Consider the following 16409-nt stretch of genomic DNA (forward strand, 5'->3'; position numbering starts at 1 on the left):
GCGAACTCCGGAAAAAGGTGGGATGGAACCGTGGTCGAGCGGACGCCGTTAGCCTGAGTACCGGCGTTTTTCGTTCGGGGTTTTGCGCGACCGTCACGACCGATAGCGGCGGTTCGGTGTCCGGGTTCTCGCGAGCGCGACGAACAGACTCGGCGTGAGCGCCGCGACCACGGCCGCGGCAGTCGTCGGCCCGAGGGGGAGACGCATTGCGACGCCGATGCCCGCGACCGCGACGCCGACGAACACGCCCGCGGCGACGCCGGCGCGCTGTTGGCGATGGGTCGGTCGAAAGCCGCGGGCGTCGGCGTAGAGCGCCCCCGAGAGCCCGAGGACGAATCCGAGAAGCGCGCTCGTCGTCCCGAGGCGCGGGGCGAGCGCGAGGAACGCCGCGCCGACGACCGCACAGCAGGCGAGCGACGCGACCGGTGAAAGCGGGTTCACGCCCGCGCCGAAGCGGACCGCGTAGGCGACGGGGGGAAGCGACACCACGACGGCGGCGAAAAGCCCGTCGAGCGGTTCGACCGTCGCGCGTTCGAGGACGGCGGTCGCCGCGGTCAGGAGTCCGATGGCCGCGCCGAGGCCGAGGACGACTCGGGGTGGCAACGCCTCCGAGGGGTCGTCCGACCGGAGGACGCCGAAGGCGGCGAAGGGGTAACAGACGACGGCGCCGAAGAGAAGCGGGCGAAACAGCGCCCCCGAGAGGACCGCCGCGGAGACGGTCGCAGAGAGGCCGAGGAAGACGCCGATGAGGAGCGCGAACTCGGGGACGCGTTCTGCCATACCGCGGAGTTCGAGCGCGCGACGGAAAGCGTTTCGGCGGCCGGCGGGCTACCCGCAAGCGTTTAGAGTGCCCCTAGTGTACCTCCCCGCATGTCCGACTGTCCACTCGCGGACGACTGCCCGAGCTTCTCAGAACGAATCGCGGGCATGGGGTGTCAGTACTACAGCGACCGGGGCGGGGCGGAGTGGTGCGACCACTACGAACGGCCCATCTCCGAGCTCAAACAACAGCCGGTCAAGCCGGGCGAGGAGGTCATCGTCACCGTCGAGGACATCCACGAGAGCGGTGCCGGCGTCGGTCGGACCGAAGACGGTTTCATCGTCTTCGTCGACGGGCTCCTGCCTGACGCGCGCGCCGTCGTCCGAATCGACCAGGTGAAAGGGAGCCATGCCCGCGCGAAGAAGATCGTCGAGCGCCTGCCGATGGACCCCGACGCCGAGGATATCGAATCGGGTGAAACCGCGGACGCCGACGCCGAATCGACGGGGAGCGGTCGCGACGGCCCGAAGCGCCCCGAGGCGCTCGGGAGCCGAGACAACTTCTGGGGCGAGTAACGCCGAGTCGTCGGCGGCGTCCCGTGGACAGTCAGCCTGCTGTATCTTTTTTCACCCCCGAGACCTACCCCGAGGTATGAGCGACGCCGGACGCGACGACGAGACGGTCCCCGACGTAGACCAACTCCTCGACAGGGCGGGATTCGACCCGGAAACGAGCGTGCTCACCCGGAGGCAGGCGGAGGTGCTCGCGCTGCGCGAGCGGGGGGTCCGACAGTCGACCATCGCCGACTTCCTCGGCACCTCGCGTGCGAACGTCTCCAGCATCGAGGCCAGCGCCCGCGCCAACGTCGAGAAGGCCCGCGAGACGGTGACGTTCGTCGACGCGCTCACCGCGCCTGTCCGCGTCGAGGTCCCCGCCGGGAGCGACCTCTACGACGTGCCCAAGCAGGTGTACGACGCCTGCGACGAGGCGGGCGTGAAGGTGAACCAGACCGCGCCGGACCTGATGAAAATCGTCTCTGACGCCGCCGGCGACGCGGTGGAGGGACGAGAAATCAAAGAACAGCTCTTCGTCGGCGTCACGAGCGACGGGCGCGTCCGGGTCCGCCGGCACGCCGACGGCGTCTGAGCCGCGCCCGAGGAGCGCGGCGTCCGTCCCGCCTGTCGCGTCTCCGAGCCCAGCGGCTCGGTTCACCACACGTCGTGCCGCGAGGCCCACGCTTTTGCTCGCGGCGGCCGTCGCCTCTCGCATGGAACTCGGACTCGACGGCGACACGGTCGTCGTCACGGCGAGTTCGGCCGGCCTCGGGCGCGCGAGCGCCGAAGCGCTGGCCGACGAAGGAGCGAACGTCGTCGTCTGCGGGCGCGACTCAGAGCGCCTCGCGGCGACCGAATCGGAACTGGGCGACCTCGACGGCGACGTGCTCGGCGTCGAGACGGACATCACGAGCAAGCACGACGTCGAGGCGCTGGTCGAGGCGGCCGTCGAGGAGTTCGGCGGCGTCGACCACGTCGTCACCTCGGCCGGCGGCGTGCCGCCGGGCGGGTTCGCCGACCTGACCGAACAGGAGTGGTACGGCGCGTTCGACATGCTCGTCATGAGCGCCGTCTGGACCGTGCGGGCGGCGCGACCGCACCTCGAAGCGAGCGACGCGGGCACGATTACCTGCATCACCTCCACGTCGGTCAGGGAGGTCATCGACGACCTCATCCTCTCGAACGCGGTCCGCCGCGGCGTCATCGGCCTCGTGAAGTCGCTGTCGCGCGAACTCGCGCCGGGCGTGCGGGTGAACGCGGTGCTGCCGGGCGCGCACGAGACGAGCCGCATCGAGGAACTGGTGGAGGCGGCCGTCGAGCGCGGCGACCACGACACCTACGAGGAGGGACTGAACTCGTGGTCCGACGGGATTCCGCTGGGCCGCGTCGGCGACCCGCGCGAACTCGGCGACGTGGTCGCGTTCCTCGCCAGCGACCGCGCGAGTTTCGTCAGCGGAGCGTGCGTTCCGGTCGACGGCGGGCGACTGCGGAGCGCCTGAGCCCCGCCGGTCACGGCGCGATTTTTGAGGGGGACACCGACGCCGCCACGTCCCCGTGAACCCGCGACCTGAGCGCGAGGTGCGAGATTCCCACGAGGAGCAGGCCGGCAAAGTACGCGAGAAGCGCCGCACCGACGAGACCGGCGTTTAGGTCGATGCCGGCGACCGACGGAACGTTGCCGCCGTAACGCTCCCAAGCCACGGGGCGCGTCGAAATCACGGCGAAACAGCCGTAGGCCACGACGCCGAGCGCGAGTTGAAACAGGTGCGGAACGTCGGCCAGCGACAGTCGCCCTCCCCTCCCACGCTCGTCGCCGAAGACGCCGCCGCGGACGCGTTCGTGTCTGAACGGGGAGTCCGACGACCCCGCGAGCGCCGCCTCGATGACCGCGAGGTGCTTCGCCACGAAGAGCATCTGGTTGTGAGTGAGAATCACCTCGACGAACACGAGACCGATGAGAATCGGGACCATCCCGAGATACACGAGGTGGCCGGCGTAGAGCGCGTAGCCGATGACGGCGGCGATGGCGGCCATCAGGCCCTGAATCCGCCTACCCTGTTGGTCGATGAGGTCCTGTTTTTCGCTCTGGAGGCACTCGTACTGCGTCAGTAACTGCTCGACGCGCTGCCGTCGGTTCGGGAGGTAACGGTCACTCATACTGTCAATCCGGCTGAACTACGCGGAAAAGAACGGTTCGGTCAGAACATCTCTTTCCGCTTCAGCCGCGAGACGACCTCGCGGACTCTCTGCGCTTGTTCCTTCGGCACGACGAGCACGCGGTCGTCCCACGCGACGACCGCGAGGTCGGAGACGCCGACGAGCGAGACGTTCGCGCCGTCGGTGGCGACCACGTTGTCCGCGGCGTCGACGAACACCGGGTCGTCGCCGAGCGCGACGTTGCCGTCCCCGTCGGCGTCGACGATGCGTTCGAGGGCATCCCACGAGCCGAGGTCGTCCCACTCGAAGCCGACCGGGACGACCGCCGCGTCGGCGGCGCGCTCCATCACCGCGTAGTCGACGCTGACGGCCTCGACCGCCGCGAAGCCGGCGTCCGTGTCGCCGTCGTCGAGCGCGTCGAGGAGGGGGGAAAGCGGCGAGTCGCGCGCGGCGGAAAACAGCGCCTCGGGCGTCCACGCGAACATCCCGGCGTTCCAGAGGTAGCCCTCGTCGACGTAGCGGGCGGCCGTCTCGGCGTCCGGTTTCTCGTGGAACGCGGCGAGGTCGCGGTAGTCGCCGCGGTCCGCGCCGGGTTCGATGTAGCCGTAGCCGGTGTCCGGACGGGTGGGTTCGACGCCGAAGGCGACGAGCGAGCCGGTGTCGGCGGCGACGCGCGCGCCGCGGGTCATCGCCTCGGCGAAGCCGTCGCCGACGTGGTGGTCGCTCGGGAGGACGACGACGACCGGGTCGTCGTACAGCTCGGCGATTCGGTGGGTCGCGTAGGCGAGCGCCGGGCCGGTGTCCTTGGCCGCGGGTTCGACCACCACCTCGGCGTCGGGGGCGTGGTCGGGGACGTCGTCGGCGAACGCGGGGCGCGTCGAGACGACGACGTGGTCGGCGAAGTCGGCGCGGGCGACGGTCTCGGCGAGGAGGGAGCGGTCGCCGCCGAGCGGGAGGAACTGCTTGGGCCGGTCGCTCCGGCTCGCGGGGTACAGGCGGGTGCCGGTGCCGCCGGCGAGGACGAGCGCGACGAGTGGTCGGTCCATACGTCCCGGTGGCGCTACAGCCCCAAAACCGTACCACGTCGCCGGCGGCGTCGCCGACCGCGTCGCCGACAGCATCGCCTACCACGTCTCGACTATCCCCTCGCGGATGTCCTCGACGCAGCCCTGGCAGTCGGGGTGGTCGGGGTCGAAACAGGCGGGGCGACCCTTCCGGTCGACGGCGACGGCGCGGCGCTCGGCGTGGCGGCGACAGACGAGTTTCGCGCGGCCCTCGCCGTCCCGCGGGAGCGAGTGCGCCGGCGACGAGTCGCGGCCGTCCCGATAGGCGCGTTTGACCTCCTCGTAGCGCTTGCCGGCGTTTCGAGCGGCGCTTCGAATGATGCTTTCGAGGCGGTCGTCCATGGTGTCGAATGCGTCCCCGTGGCTATCAATTCCTCGCTCGGTGCGACGGTTCCGCCGCGCGCTCGGGCGTGACGTTCACTTTCACTGCGGGGTTTGCAACTTTTTATATGAGTACGCATCCAAGCTCAGTATGCCTCCCAATGGAAACCAAGGTGGAGGCGAGGTAGACCATGACTGATTTGCGAACCCACGCGGCTGAGATAGCCGACCAGTTCTCGGACCATTTAGACGTGTCCGCGGACGAAGTCGAAGAACGTTTAGAGAGCCTCGTCACCGAGTACCGCGTCCCCGTCGACGAAGCGCGGCGGAGCGTCGTCAACAGTTACCTCGACGAGGCCGGTATCGAGCGCGACGAGCTCGCCGGCGGCTCCGGCGGGAACGAACAGACCCTGCTCAACGACATCGACCAAGACGAGCAGTGGGTCGACGTGCGCGCGAAGGTCGTCGAACTCTGGGAACCCCGGAGCGAGTCCGTCGCGCAGGTCGGCCTGCTCGGCGACGACTCCGGGCGGATGAAGTTCATCGCCTTCACCACGTCCGAACTCCCCGAACTCGAAGAGGGGAAGTCGTACGCGCTCGGCAACGTCGTCACAGACGAGTACCAGGGCAACTTCTCCGTGAAGCTCAACCGGACGACGAGCATCACCGAACTCGACGAGGAGATCGAAGTCGGCGACGACTCGACCAGCGTCGAGGGCGCGCTCGTGGACATCCAGTCCGGAAGCGGCCTCATCAAGCGCTGTCCCGAGGAGGGCTGTACGCGCGTCCTCCAGAACGGGCGCTGTTCCGAACACGGCAGCGTCGAAGGCGAGTTCGACCTCCGCATCAAGGCCGTCGTCGACGACGGCGACGAGGTCCACGAAGTCATCTTCAACAGGGAGATGACCGAGGAGCTGACCGGTATCGAACTGGACGAGGCGAAGCAGATGGCCATGGACGCCCTCGACACCACCATCGTCGAAGAGGAGATGCGCGGTGACCTCGTGGGGTTCTACTACCGCGTCACCGGCCCGACGCTGGGTCGGTACGTGCTCGCCAACGAAGTCGAGCGGCTGCGCGAGCCGGCGGACGCAGAAGAACTGCTCATCAAAGCGAGGTCGATGTAAATGAGTTCCAACGAAATCCCCACCCGAGAGGTCGCCCGGCGCGTCTTCGCACAGGAGTTCAACGACGCCGGTTACACGTTCAAAGAGTCGGACGACGAGCGCGCGCCCGTCTACCTGTTGCTCCCGACGGGCGAGAGCGCCAACCGCGTCTTCCTCGTCGGCACGCTGACCGAGAAGGAAGACGTCGGCGAGGACAACGAGTACTGGCGCGGTCGCATCGTCGACCCGACGGGGACGTTCTTCGTCTACGCCGGCCAGTACCAGCCCGAGGCCGCCAGCGCGCTGCGCGACCTCGACGCGCCCGCCTACGTCGCGGTCGTCGGCAAGCCGCGGACCTACGAGACCGACGACGGCAGTATCAACGTCTCCGTCCGCCCCGAGTCCATCACCGAGGTCGACGCGGCCACGCGCGACCGCTGGGTGACCGAGACCGCGGACAAGACGCTCGACCGCATCGCGGCGTTCGACGACGAGGGCGACGAGTACGCGCGGATGGCCCGCGAGCACTACGACCTCGACCCCGAGGAGTACAAACGCGCCGCCATCGCCGCGCTCGAAAGCCTCGAACAGGCCGACGAACTGAGCGCGTAAGCGAGCGACTCGCCCGCGAGCCGGCGCATAGGCGGGATGCGAACCGGCCGTCAGACCGGCCGCCGAACACACCCGCCACCGAAACGACGGCCGATTTCCACCGTCACACGCCCCTTTTTACGACGACTCACGACGCCGAGACCCCTCGTCTGACGAACCATTAAGTGGCCTCACCACGGACCGAGGAATATCATGGGCAACAAGAACAAGACCATCTCGTTTCGCGTCAACGAAGACGCGTTCGAGACCCTTCGGGAGATCGCCGAGGAGCGGGACATCTCCCTGTCCGCCGTCTTCCGCGACTACGTGGACACGTTAGTTGCCCACGACGGTCAGGTACAGGTCGTCCCGAAACACGAACTCGAAAAGATGCGCGAGGGCGAAGAGGAGTCGTTCCCGCCGACCGTGGAGGTTCCCAAGAGCTTCATCCGCGAACACGAGCGCCTCGAACTGGAGGCCGAACACCTCCGCGAACAGCTCGAAGAACACAAAGGCTACGTGAACTACCTGCGCGAGCAGGTCGAAAACGACCACGACGACGTCGAGGAGGTCATCCAACTGGAGGACCTCGACACGGGCGACGAGCCGTCGTTCCGCCTCGGCTAAGCGCTCTCCAGTCCGCTTCGGCGTCCGCTCGTACCGATTCGGTTCAGCGAGGACCGACGAGGTCCTGCTTCGCCCGCCGGGCGTCGTCCTGCATCTCCCTGTTGCCTTCTACGTCCGCGAGCGCCTCGACCGATTCGAGCGTCCGGACCGAGTCGTCGAGAAACGAGAGCACGTCGCCGGGGTAGGCGTACACCATGTAGTCGTCGCTCATCACGTCCACGATGGCGTCGGGGCCGAGACCCTGTGCGCGGAGTTCGAGCAGGTACTCGATGAACTGGCGCTCGGGGTAGCCGGTGTAGATGTCGTCGGAGTTCTCGCAGTCGAGGAAGTCCTGCGCGAAGTCGAGCAGGCGGTCGCGGGTGGCGTCGTCCACCTTGGCGAGCCCCTCGCCGGAGTAGAGGATTTCGAGGGTCGCACCGCTGAAGACGCGCTTGGGGATGTTCGTATCCAGTTGCGAGACGATCTGGCGGTGGTTTTTGAGATAGATCTTGTCCGTGATAGCCACTGCTACCCGCGACTTCGAGCCACCGCGGCAAAAGCGTCCCGCTCGCCGACGCGGAGTGGTCGATGGGCGCGACCTCTGTTACGTACTGTCATTCCGGGACCGTAGCGTAACGTATTTTAGTCGTAGCGGATTAGGAAGGGTTGCAACGTGTCCGGGTTGGGGTAGTGGACTATCCTTCAGCCTTGTGGAGGCTGAGACGCGGGTTCAATTCTCGCACCTGGACCTCTTCTCTAAATTTCGACCGGTGAGCACCGCGTCGCGTGCGCGAAGCGCCTCGAACCTCCCACCAGACCCAAGTGTGTCATAGACAAACATACCAGATGGGATGAGAACCCAACTCCGCGCGGACAACTCGGTGTTCGACCGCATCCGCGACGCGATACTCAACCGCGGCGACCCGGAGGACAACGAAGACCCCGTCGGTCCCACGGTACCGACCGGGTGACGACTCGGTTGCGCACGGTCGCCGCCGGCCCTTCTCACTTTTCCGCACTCACACCGAGAGCGACCGTTCCGAAGCGGCGGGACTTCGGCCGTCGCCGACAACCCGAAGAGAACGCCGGAAACGAGCACGTCTTTCCTTCGGGAGCCTAACTACCCCGCCATGCAGGTCGCCATCCTCACCGTCGGCAACGAACTGCTGGCGGGGGACATCGAGAACACGAACGCGACGTGGTTGGCCAGACGGCTCACCGAGGGCGGGGCGACGGTGGCGCGGATTCAGACGGTCCCCGACGACCACGGGGTCATCGCCGAGACGGTCGCCGACTGGGCGGCCGCCTTCGACGCGGTCCTCGTCACCGGCGGTCTCGGCGGGACGCCGGACGACATCACGATGGAGGCCGTCGCCGCCGGCCTCGACCGAGCGTTCGTCGTCGACGACGACGCCGAAACGCAGGTCGAAGCGACCATCGCGGCGATTCTCGAACGCCGGCCGGACATCGACTTCGACCTCGAACCGGAGTGGTACGCGTCGATGCCCGCCGACGCCGAGGTGCTCCCGAACGAGGAGGGCCTCGCACCCGGCTGTCGGGCGGGGAACGTCTACGTCTTGCCGGGCATCCCCACGGAGATGAAGCCGATGTTCGAGTCCATCGCCGAGCGGTTCGCCGGCGACGTTCGGTCGCGGGAGGTCTACGCCGACGCGCCGGAGGGGGCCGTCGCCCGCGAACTCGGCGTCGTCGCCGAGCGGTTCGGCGTGGGCGTCGGGAGCTACCCCAACAGCGGCGGGCCGACGCGAATCAAACTCACCGGCGGCGACCCGGCGGCCCTCGACGAGGCGATGGCGTGGTTCCGGTCGAACGCGACGGTCGACCTCTACGAGAGCGAAGCGGCGGTCGAGGCGGCGCGCGAGGAGGAGGCAGGCGGCGAAGAACGAAGTCGAATCGGCCGCGACGACGGGAGGCTGGGCGGCTCCGACGGCGAGTGAGAGGGGCTCAGCGGAGCTGTGCGAGTCCGGCGTCGGAGCGCGGCATGGCGTCGAGCGACCCGCGACTGCGGATGATGTTGAAGGCGGTGACGAGGTCCGACCGAGAGACGAGCCCGACGAGTTCGCCCGCCTCGTCGACGACCGGGAGGCGGCCCACGCCGCGTTCCTGCATGAGGGCGATGGCGTCCATCGCGTCGGCGTCGGGGGTGATGGTCGCCAGTTCGTCGCTCATGATGTCGTCCACGCGGAAGGCGTCGCGTTCGACCTCCTTGACGCCGCGGGCGTCGTCGAGGGTGACCATGCCGACGAGGTCGCCGTTTCTGAGGACCGGGTAGCCCGTGTGGCGCTCGACGAACATGCGTTCGAGGAGTTCGGCGACCGACGTCCTCTCGTCGACCACGTCGAGGTTCTCGCGGGCGGTCATGATGTCGCGGACGACCACGTCCTGAAACGTCGCCTTGAGGACGGTCTGTTGAGCCTCGCCGGACGCGCCCATGTAGATGAAGAAGGCGAGCGCGACGAGGAACAGGTTGAAAAAGAGGCCGAACAGGCCGAGCAGGAACGCGAACACCTTGCCGACCTCGGCGGCCATCTGCGTCGCTTTCGCGTGCGGGCGGTTCCGCGCGAGGAGCGCCCGGAGGACGCGCCCGCCGTCCATCGGGAAACCGGGGAGCATGTTGAACACGGCGAGCGAGACGTTCACCAGCGCGAGGTAGCCGAGGACGAACTGCGCGGGAGCCTGCGACTCGGGGAGCAACAGGAAGCCGGCGTAGGAGACGACGCCGATGGCGACCGAGACGAGCGGGCCGGCGACGGCGATGGTGAACTCCTGTTTCCAGTCCTCGGGAATCTCCTTGAACCGGGCGACGCCGCCGAAGAGCCAGAGCGTGATGGACTCGATTTCGTAACCGTAGCGCATGGCGACGAGCGAGTGGCCGAACTCGTGGAGCAGAACGCCGGCGAACAGGCCGATGGCGGCCGCGCTCCCGAGCACCCACTGCATCGACCCCGCGGAGATGGCCGCGCCGTCGATGCTCGCGCCGAAGAGGTCGTTGACGATGAGCGCGAGATTCGTCACGTCCGAGCCGATGAGCCACGCGAAAAGCGGGAGAACGATGAGGAACGTGAGGTCCAACTTTATCGGGATGCCGAAGACGCTACCGATGCGGATTCCTCGCATACCCGTAGTAACCCCGGAGGGGCCTTAAGCAGTCAGGGCGGGGAGACGGGGAAATGCTTACGCGGGCAGGCAATCCACGGAGAGATATGAGCGATTCCCGACCGGAGCCGGTAGTCAAACGGAGCGCGGATATCGAGTACGAGGCGGTCGGCGCGGCCGACGGGATGTCGAAGGGCGTCCTCGTCTCCGAGGCCGACGGCGCGCCGAACTTCGCCATCCGGCGGTTCGTCCTCGATTCGGGCGCGTCGGTGCCGAAACACACCAACGAGGTCGAACACGAGCAGTACGTCCTGTCGGGCCGGTACGTCGTCGGCATCGGCGACGAGGAGTACGAGGTCGAAGCCGGCGACTCGCTTCTGATTCCCGCCGGCGTCGTCCACTGGTACCGAAACGAGTCCGACGAGGAGGGGGCGTTCCTCTGTGCGGTCCCCAACGGCGACGACGCCATCGAACTCGCCGACGACGCCGACGCCTGAGCGCGGCGCGCCGTCGGTGGCCCTCGGGGGCCGGGGGCGAGGAGGCACGGTACGAAGCCGTGTGCGGGTCGCTGGCGAGCCCGAGCGGTCGCAGGCGAATCCCTGAAATACCACGTCGCCGTAGCAGGCATCGTGTCTAAACAGGTCACCCGCGTCGACACGCTGTTTCTCCACCAGACGGGAGACGACTACCTCGTCGTCGCCCGCCGGGACGGAAAGCGGGTGCTCCGCGGCAAGCTCGAACTCAAAGAGACGAACGCGGGGCCCCGCCCCCTGCGCTTTCTGGTGACGCGGAAGGGAGAGGACTCGCCGCGCGACCCGAGCCAGTTCGTCGAACTCGCCCGGTCGGCCGCCCGTATCCGCATCTCGCAGCAGACGCCGAAAGACGGCCGCGACGAGCTGAAAGAGATGCTCGACGGCTACCAGTTGGAGGCGCTGACGGTCCGGACTTGCCGGCGCTGTGCCGTCAACGGCCGCTACTCGCCCATCACCGACGACACGGCCATCAAGGCCGAACACGAGCACATCTGCCGCGACTGCGCCGTCAAAGAGTTGGAGGGCGAACTCTCCTTCGCGGGCGGCCTCACGCAGGCGGCCCAAGAGCGGCTGGAGGAACTGCTCTACGAGACGGGCGACCTGACCCGCATCACGAACTTACTGCAGGGCGAGTTGGACCCCGACCTGACGAAGTTCGACACCATCAGCGCGACGACGGAGGACGTGGAGTTGGTCGAGACGAGCACGCTCGACCTCCACCCGAACCTGAAGTCGATGCTGACCGAGCGCTTCGACACCCTGCTCCCCGTCCAGAGCCTCGCTATCGACAACGGACTGCTCGACGGCGACGACCAACTCGTCGTGAGCGCGACGGCGACCGGGAAGACCCTCGTCGGCGAACTCGCCGGCATCGACCGGATGCTGGAAGGCGAGGGCAAGATGCTGTTTCTCGTCCCGCTCGTCGCGCTCGCCAACCAGAAACACGAGGACTTCAAGGAGCGCTACGGCCACCTCGGCAAGGTGACCATCCGGGTCGGCGCGAGCCGAATCAACGACGACGGCAACCGCTTCGACCCGAACGCCGACGTCATCGTCGGCACCTACGAGGGCATCGACCACGCGCTCCGGACGGGGAAGGACCTCGGCGACATCGGTACGGTCGTCATCGACGAGGTCCACACCCTGAAAGAAGCGGAACGCGGCCACCGCCTCGACGGGATGATCGCCCGCCTGAAACACTACTGCGAGGCCCGCGCGAAGCGCAGCGAGGGCTACGGCGGCGCGCAGTGGATTTACCTCTCCGCGACCGTCGGCAACCCGAAGTGGCTCGCACAGAACCTCCGGGCGAACCTCGTCGAGTACGAGGACCGCCCCGTCCCCATCGAGCGCCACGTCACCTTCGCGGACGGGCAGGAAAAGCCCCGCATCGAGAACCGCCTGGTGCGACAGGCGTTCGACTCGAAGTCCTCGAAGGGCTACCGCGGCCAGACCATCATCTTCACCAACTCGCGGCGGCGGTGTCACGAAATCGCCCGGAAGATTGACTACAACGCCGCGGCGTACCACGCCGGCCTCGACTACGGCCAGCGAAAGCGCGTGGAGCGGCAGTTCGCCAATCAGGACCTCGCGGCCGTCGTGACGACCGCCGCGCTCGCCGCCGGCGTCGACTTCCCGGCGTCGCAGGTCATCTTCGACACGCTGGCGATGGGCATCGAGTGGCTCTCCGTCCAGGAGTTCAGCCAGATGCTCGGCCGCGCCGGCCGCCCCGACTACCACGACAAGGGCGTCGTCTACCTGCTCGTCGAACCCGACGCGAGCTATCACAACACGATGGAGATGACCGAAGACGAGGTCGCGTTCAAGCTCCTCAAAGGCGAGATGGAGGAGGTCAGGACGGTGTACGACCAGTCCTCGGCGGTCGAGGAGACGCTGGCGAACATCGTCGTCGCCGGCAAGAAGGCGAAGGCGCTCAACAACCGGATGCTCGGCGAGTTGCCGACGACGCACGCGGTGGGGAAGCTCTTGGAGTGGGGCTTCATCGACGGGCTGGACCCGACGCCGCTCGGCCTCGCCGTGACCCGGCAGTTCCTCTCGCCGAGGGAGGCGTTCGCCATCCTCGACGGCATCCGAAAGGGGTCGTCGCCGTACGAAATCGTCGCCGACCTCGAACTCGACGAGGAAGGCCGGTGAATTCGGACGCCCTCGGCCGAGGCTGACAGTCCGAATCCCGCACGCTTTTTGGCCGCCGACGCATCGATGACCGCGTGGTAGCGATAACGCCGGACATCCTCGTCGTCTTCGCCGTCATCCTCGTCGCGTTGGCGTTTTTCGCGACCGAGCCCGTTCCGGTCGACGTGACGGCCATCGGCGTGATGGTGTCGCTGATGCTGATTCAGCCCGCCTCCGAGGCGCTCGCCTCGGCGGGGATGCTCGGCGCGCCAATCGTCCTGTTCGAGACCTACCCCGGCGACGCCCTCTCGGGGTTCGCCAACACGGCGACGCTGACCGTCCTCGCGATGTTCATCCTCAGCGAGGGCGTCCAGCGAACCGGCATCATCCAGCTTCTCGGCGCGAAGATATCGACGTTCACCGGCGACAGCGAACTCCGACAGCTCGGCGCGACCGTCGGCGTCGTCGGTCCCATCTCCGGCTTTATCAACAACACCGCCGCGGTCGCCATCCTGCTCCCGATGGTGACGGACCTCGCCGACCGCGGGCGGACCTCCCCCTCGAAGCTCCTCTTACCGCTGTCGTACGCGTCGATGTTCGGCGGCATGCTGACGCTCATCGGAACCTCGACCAACATCCTCGCCAGCGACGTCTACTCGCGCATCACGGGCGAAGCGCCGTTCACGATGTTCGAGTTCACCGCGCTCGGCGCGGTGGTGATGGCCGTCGGCGTCGTCTACCTCATGACCGTCGGTCGGCGACTCACCCCGGCGCGCATCGAGCCGCGGCGGGACCTGACCGAGGAGTTCGAGATGGCCGACTACCTGACCGAGGTCGTCGTCCGCGAGGACTCCCCGCTCGTGGGGCAGCAGGTCCAGCGGGCGCTCGTCGAGACCGAGTTCGACGTCGACCTCCTCCAGCTCATCCGCGGCGAGAGCGTCTTCCTCGAACCGCTCGGCCCGAAAGAGATTCAGCCGGGCGACGTGTTCACCCTCCGGACCGACCGCAACACGCTCGTCGAACTGCTCGACGTGGAGGGCCTCGACCTCGTGCCGGCGACCGTCACCGAAGACGAACTCGAACTCGCCGACCGCGGCCAGAACCTCGTCGAAGTCGTCGTCGCGCCGGGGTCGGCGCTGGTCGGCGAGTCGCTCGCCTCGGCGAGTTTCAGACAGCGGTACGACGCGACCGTGCTCGCGCTCCGCCGCGGCGGCGAACTCATCCGCCGGCGGATGGACAAACTCCCCCTCCGCGTCGGCGACACGCTGCTCGTGCAGGCGACCGTCGAGAGCATCGAGCGTCTCGACAACAACCGCAACTTCATCGTCGCCCAGGAAATCGAGCGTCACGACTACCGCGAGTCGAAGATTCCGGTGGCCGTCGGCATCGTCGCCGGCGTCGTCGCGCTCGCCGCGCTCGACTTCCTGCCCATCGTCGTCGCCGCGCTCCTCGGCGCGCTCGCCATGGTCGCCACGAAGTGTCTCCGCCCGACGGAGCTGTACGACGCCGTCCAGTGGGACGTCATCTTCCTCCTCGCGGGCGTCATCCCGCTCGGCATCGCGATGGAGAACTCCGGGGCCGCCGAACTCCTCGCCGAACTGGTCGTGATGAGCGGCGAGTTCCTCCCCCTCATCGCGGTCCTCGGAGTGTTCTACTTCGTGACGGCGCTCCTGACGAACGTCATCTCGAACAACGCGAGCGTCGTGCTCATGATTCCGGTCGCCATCGAGGCCGCGACGACCCTCGGAGCCGACCCGTTCTCGTTCGTCCTCGCGGTCATGTTCGCGGCCTCGACGGCCTTCATGACTCCCGTCGGCTACCAGACGAACCTGTTCGTCTACGGTCCCGGCGGCTACAAGTTCACGGACTACATCCGCGTCGGCGGCCCGCTCCAGTTGCTTCTCGGGGTCGTGACGACCGTCGGCGTCGCGTACTTCTTCCCCCTGACCTGACGGGGCGGAACGAAACCCTTTACTCCGCGACGGGGAGAGTCGTATGTGCGGGACCGTGGGTTAGCCTGGTATACTTCGGGCCTTGGGTGCCCGTGACCCCGGTTCAAATCCGGGCGGTCCCATTGGGCTTATAAACAAAGCGGCTCGTTTTGCCGCTACTTTTCACCCCAACAGAGGAGTGTCTGGGCGTGAGTCTCGCGGCCTCGTCGGAGGTGGTGGCCACTGAGCGGCGCCCCCGGCGAGGTGGTCGCGCCGACTCGGCGCGAATTGCCGCGCGAAAGTCGCACTCTGCCTACTGCTGGTCGTCCTAATCGGGGTGGTTGGCGGCGAGAACACTTTTGCGCCGAGCGGGAATCCTCTCGATTACGGTGTCAATTCAACCGCTCGACGTTCTCGGCGGACTCATGTTCGTCGTGGGAGTACTGCTCATCGCGGGCGTCGTTGCGCCCGGTACCGCCACCAGCCAGCGGCTCGAAACCGGCGCGATGCTCATGGTGCTGGGAACTGCCGCCGTGGCGGGTCCGCGAGCGTACCGCAAGGCGCTCGACAGGACGGGATAACGGGTTCGTCCGAGAGCGTTACCCGACGGGCGGGCGAACCGCGGCGTCGCTCGTCGCCGACGCGGGTGCCGCGGTGATGTTCGTCACGACGCCGTCGCCGTCGAGTTGTTCGTCGAGTTGTTCGTCGCCGATACAGCCGTCGCGGAGCCGTTCGGGGAGGTCTTCGCGTCGACCCACGCGTCGTACTCCGACTGGGTCATCACGACGACCTGTCCGTTCATCCTGCTGTGGCCCGTCCCGCAGAGTTCGGCGCAGTAGAGGTCGTACTCGCCGGTCTCGGTCGCGCGGGTCCGAGCGACCTGCTCTTGACCGGGGAAGATGTCCTGTTTGACGCCGAGGTCGGGGACGTATATCGAGTGGATGACGTCCTCGGACTCCATCACGAGACGCACGTCCCTGTCCTGGGGGACGACGAGGCGGTTCTGCGTGGTGATGTTCTCCTCGGGATAGCGGAACTCCCATCCCCACTGGTACGCGACGACTTCGACCTCCATATCGGCGGCGTCGTCGCCCGACTCGGCGGCGACAGCGGGCGTGAGATAGGGGTTCGTGAGGACGTAGTAGCCGGAGATGCCGACGAAGACGAGGATGACCGCCGTCGCCACGGTCCACGTAATCTCCAGTGCGGGGTCGTCGGTGGTGGGCTTCGGATCGTCGTTGTCGCGGAAGCGGTAGATGGCGTAGAAGAGGACCAACTCGACGAACAGGGTGAGCGGGAGGGCGACGTAGAGCAGTTGCGTGTTGAGTTCGTCGATCGCCGCGCGGTTGAGAGACTGCGCGGCGACGGGGGTCGCGACCAGACCGAGAGCCACCGCAACGAGTGCGAGTTTGACGAGCGACCGGAGGCGACTCATTACGTCGGCTACCACGCGGAGGGCCAAATAGGTTAGTCACCGCCGTCAGTTGGTTTTTCCCGACAGTTCGGTTTGTCGCACCGACGGGAGTCGTGCAACCTAGTTTT

18 protein-coding genes and 2 tRNA genes are annotated in these 16409 nt (G+C 67.3%); 13 read left to right on the plus strand and 7 right to left on the minus strand.

Going from position 1 to position 16409, the window contains the following annotated elements; genetic code table 11:
• Window positions 1-93 precede the first annotated feature (93 nt).
• Entirely contained in the window at window positions 94-780 is a 687-nt protein-coding gene (locus tag BN996_RS13300; protein ID WP_089779693.1) for a hypothetical protein, read from the minus strand.
• Window positions 781-870: 90 nt separating this feature from the next.
• On the opposite strand from BN996_RS13300, the gene BN996_RS13305 reads away from it, so the two are divergent.
• The 3 genes from BN996_RS13305 (at window position 871) to BN996_RS13315 (ending at window position 2813) form a co-directional block, all read left to right on the plus strand.
• Window positions 871-1335 carry a TRAM domain-containing protein gene (locus BN996_RS13305; RefSeq protein WP_089779695.1) on the plus strand — a complete coding sequence of 155 codons (465 nt, stop codon included), beginning with the start codon at window positions 871-873 and terminating at the stop codon, window positions 1333-1335.
• A 76-nt stretch (window positions 1336-1411) separates the two neighbouring features.
• Window positions 1412-1906, plus strand: a complete 495-nt coding sequence (locus BN996_RS13310; protein ID WP_089779697.1) for a Tfx family DNA-binding protein — start codon at window positions 1412-1414, stop codon at window positions 1904-1906.
• 121 nt (window positions 1907-2027) lie between these two features.
• Window positions 2028-2813: an SDR family oxidoreductase gene (locus tag BN996_RS13315; RefSeq protein ID WP_089779699.1), complete on the plus strand. Its 786-nt coding sequence runs from the start codon at window positions 2028-2030 to the stop codon at window positions 2811-2813.
• Window positions 2814-2823: 10 nt separating this feature from the next.
• Here BN996_RS13315 and BN996_RS13320 read toward each other — a convergent pair whose 3' ends face one another.
• From BN996_RS13320 to BN996_RS13330, 3 genes are all read right to left on the minus strand, one after another.
• On the minus strand, window positions 2824-3471 hold the full coding sequence (locus tag BN996_RS13320) for a hypothetical protein (protein WP_089779701.1): 648 nt from the start codon (window positions 3469-3471) through the stop codon (window positions 2824-2826).
• Between the two features lie 41 nt (window positions 3472-3512).
• Window positions 3513-4517 (minus strand): mannose-1-phosphate guanylyltransferase, encoded by a 1005-nt coding sequence (locus tag BN996_RS13325; protein WP_089779702.1) that lies wholly within the window; start codon window positions 4515-4517, stop codon window positions 3513-3515.
• Between the two features lie 78 nt (window positions 4518-4595).
• Window positions 4596-4877, minus strand: coding sequence for a DUF7091 family protein (locus tag BN996_RS13330; RefSeq protein ID WP_089779704.1), 282 nt, complete (start codon window positions 4875-4877; stop codon window positions 4596-4598).
• 170 nt (window positions 4878-5047) lie between these two features.
• Between BN996_RS13330 and BN996_RS13335 the strand changes: the two genes are divergently transcribed.
• The 3 genes from BN996_RS13335 to BN996_RS13345 all read left to right on the plus strand — a co-directional run bounded on the left by BN996_RS13335 (window position 5048) and on the right by BN996_RS13345 (window position 7180).
• Window positions 5048-5983 carry a replication factor A gene (locus BN996_RS13335; RefSeq protein ID WP_089779706.1) on the plus strand — a complete coding sequence of 312 codons (936 nt, stop codon included), beginning with the start codon at window positions 5048-5050 and terminating at the stop codon, window positions 5981-5983.
• A complete protein-coding gene (locus BN996_RS13340) occupies window positions 5984-6574 on the plus strand; it encodes an RPA family protein (RefSeq protein WP_004969002.1) in 591 nt (196 codons plus the stop codon). It abuts the gene before it with no gap.
• Window positions 6575-6766: 192 nt separating this feature from the next.
• Complete coding sequence (locus BN996_RS13345) at window positions 6767-7180, plus strand: DUF8146 domain-containing protein (protein ID WP_089779708.1); 414 nt, start codon at window positions 6767-6769, stop codon at window positions 7178-7180.
• Between the two features lie 43 nt (window positions 7181-7223).
• Here BN996_RS13345 and BN996_RS13350 read toward each other — a convergent pair whose 3' ends face one another.
• Window positions 7224-7685, minus strand: coding sequence for a DUF5814 domain-containing protein (locus BN996_RS13350; RefSeq protein WP_089779710.1), 462 nt, complete (start codon window positions 7683-7685; stop codon window positions 7224-7226).
• Between the two features lie 150 nt (window positions 7686-7835).
• Between BN996_RS13350 and BN996_RS13355 the strand changes: the two genes are divergently transcribed.
• Both BN996_RS13355 and BN996_RS13360 read left to right on the plus strand, forming a co-directional pair.
• Window positions 7836-7908 (plus strand) — tRNA-His (locus BN996_RS13355).
• Window positions 7909-8289: 381 nt separating this feature from the next.
• On the plus strand, window positions 8290-9114 hold the full coding sequence (locus BN996_RS13360; RefSeq protein WP_089779712.1) for a competence/damage-inducible protein A: 825 nt from the start codon (window positions 8290-8292) through the stop codon (window positions 9112-9114).
• Window positions 9115-9121: 7 nt separating this feature from the next.
• Here BN996_RS13360 and BN996_RS13365 read toward each other — a convergent pair whose 3' ends face one another.
• Window positions 9122-10294, minus strand: coding sequence for a M50 family metallopeptidase (locus tag BN996_RS13365; protein WP_089779713.1), 1173 nt, complete (start codon window positions 10292-10294; stop codon window positions 9122-9124).
• 86 nt (window positions 10295-10380) lie between these two features.
• Between BN996_RS13365 and BN996_RS13370 the strand changes: the two genes are divergently transcribed.
• The 5 genes from BN996_RS13370 (at window position 10381) to BN996_RS13390 (ending at window position 15448) form a co-directional block, all read left to right on the plus strand.
• Window positions 10381-10770, plus strand: a complete 390-nt coding sequence (locus BN996_RS13370) for a cupin domain-containing protein (RefSeq protein WP_089779715.1) — start codon at window positions 10381-10383, stop codon at window positions 10768-10770.
• A gap of 132 nt (window positions 10771-10902) precedes the next feature.
• Window positions 10903-12957: a DEAD/DEAH box helicase gene (locus BN996_RS13375; protein ID WP_089779717.1), complete on the plus strand. Its 2055-nt coding sequence runs from the start codon at window positions 10903-10905 to the stop codon at window positions 12955-12957.
• Window positions 12958-13031: 74 nt separating this feature from the next.
• The gene (locus tag BN996_RS13380; protein ID WP_089779719.1) at window positions 13032-14888 is read left to right on the plus strand and encodes an SLC13 family permease; all 1857 of its coding nucleotides are present in this window, start codon (window positions 13032-13034) and stop codon (window positions 14886-14888) included.
• Between the two features lie 49 nt (window positions 14889-14937).
• Window positions 14938-15010, plus strand: a tRNA-Pro gene (locus BN996_RS13385).
• A 246-nt stretch (window positions 15011-15256) separates the two neighbouring features.
• Window positions 15257-15448: a hypothetical protein gene (locus BN996_RS13390; RefSeq protein WP_089779721.1), complete on the plus strand. Its 192-nt coding sequence runs from the start codon at window positions 15257-15259 to the stop codon at window positions 15446-15448.
• 83 nt (window positions 15449-15531) lie between these two features.
• On the opposite strand, the gene coxB is transcribed toward BN996_RS13390, so the two are convergent.
• Complete coding sequence (coxB, locus tag BN996_RS13395) at window positions 15532-16302, minus strand: cytochrome c oxidase subunit II (protein WP_089779723.1); 771 nt, start codon at window positions 16300-16302, stop codon at window positions 15532-15534.
• Between the last annotated feature and the right edge of the window lie 107 nt (window positions 16303-16409).

Source organism: Haloferax massiliensis, assembly GCF_001368915.1.
Taxonomy (GTDB): Archaea; Halobacteriota; Halobacteria; order Halobacteriales; family Haloferacaceae; genus Haloferax; species Haloferax massiliensis.